The following is a 1,475-nucleotide window of genomic DNA, read 5'->3' on the forward strand; positions in this document are numbered from 1 at the left end:
GCCTCGGCAACCTGCTGAAGCTGGTGCTCGACCAGGCGCCCGAGGCCGAGATCCCCGCCAAGGTCACGACACTCGCCACCGACATCGCCGCCACCCAGGCCGAACTGAAGGCCCTGGTGGTCGACCTGCGCCGCACCCTCCAGCCCCGCCGCCAGGCATGATCGCCAAGCGCATCGACAAGGCGCCCGACGTTCCCGACGACTTTACCCACCTCGCGGACTACATCGCCGCCGCCCGCGAGGAGGGCGAGAAGCTGGGGGAGTTCTGGATCGCCAACTGCGACGCCGGCGCCGATCTGGCCGACCTCGACGCCGCCACGGCCGAGGTGGAGGCCGTGCGCCAGCAGAAGCCGGACGTCCTCAACAAGACCTATCACCTGGTGATCAGCTTCCACCCCGGCGAGGGCGAACGCCTGGACAAGGAGGCCCTGCAGGACATCGTCAGTCGCTACGCCGAGGCGCTGGGCTTCGCCGAACACCAATATGTCGCCGGCAGCCACATCAACACCGACAACCTCCACATCCACGTCGCCTTCAACCGCGTCCATCCCCGGACGCTGAAGGTTCATGCCCCCTACAACGACTTCAAGGCGCTGGAGACGGTGTCGCGGGCACTGGAGAAAACCTACGGCCTCACCGTCGACCGGGGCATGTCCGATCCCAAGCCGGAGACCACCTTGTCACCGGGCGCCCGCGACTTCGAGGCCAACACCTGGCAACAGAGCTTCCAGCGCCACGTCCTGGAGCACCGCGGCGAGATCCTGGCCGAGCTGAAGCACGCGGCCGACTGGCAGGCCGTGCATGCGGTGCTGGCGCGCTACGACATCCGCCTGAAGCCGCATGGCGCGGGCCTGGTGCTGACCGACCCCACTGGCCGCCAGACCATGAAGGCGAGCGCCCTGCACCGCTCCTGCAGCAAGAGCGCCATGGAGACACGCTTCGGGCGGTTCCAGCCGGCGCGGTTTGCCGACGAAGTGCTGGAAGGGCCTGCGGCCGAGGACGGCTCCCCGACGGCGGGGCCGGACGATGCCCCGCCACCTGTCGATCCAGTTGCTCCGCCTACCGACGGCCCGCCCGCTGACGCCGTGCCCGAAACTGCCCCTGCGGAAGTAGGCGATCCCGCGCCCGGAGCCTCCACACCGGCCGGTGAGACCGCCGCCGAAGCCAACCCGCCGCCCCACACCCCGCCACTCGCCGATCCGGTTGATCCCCCCACTGACGGCGCACCCGCCGGCGCAGTGCCGGTTGCCGCACCTGCGGAAGCGGGAACCCCAGCCCCTGGAGCCTCTCCACCGGCCGGTGAAACCGCCGCCGGACATGGCCCGCCGCCCGTCGATCCGGTTGATCCCCCCACCGACGGCCCGCCCCCGCCGCCAGCGCCGGTGAGGCTGCCGCCGATCCCGCCGCCGCGGCCCATCGCTCGCTACACGCCCCGGCCGCTGCTGCGCCGGCCCGGCATGGCGCCGCTGTGGCGGG

Annotated in this window: 1 protein-coding gene; it reads left to right on the forward strand. The window is 71.4% G+C overall.

The genetic code is table 11. The features are described 5' to 3' along the window. Positions 1-157: 157 nt before the first annotated feature. The coding region (traI, locus tag ABD056_RS22695; RefSeq protein ID WP_343870566.1) for a TraI/MobA(P) family conjugative relaxase at positions 158-1,475 on the forward strand (1,318 nt) is incomplete at its 3' end.

It is taken from the genome of Caenispirillum bisanense, assembly GCF_039523075.1.
GTDB lineage: Bacteria > Pseudomonadota > Alphaproteobacteria > Rhodospirillales > Rhodospirillaceae > Caenispirillum > Caenispirillum bisanense.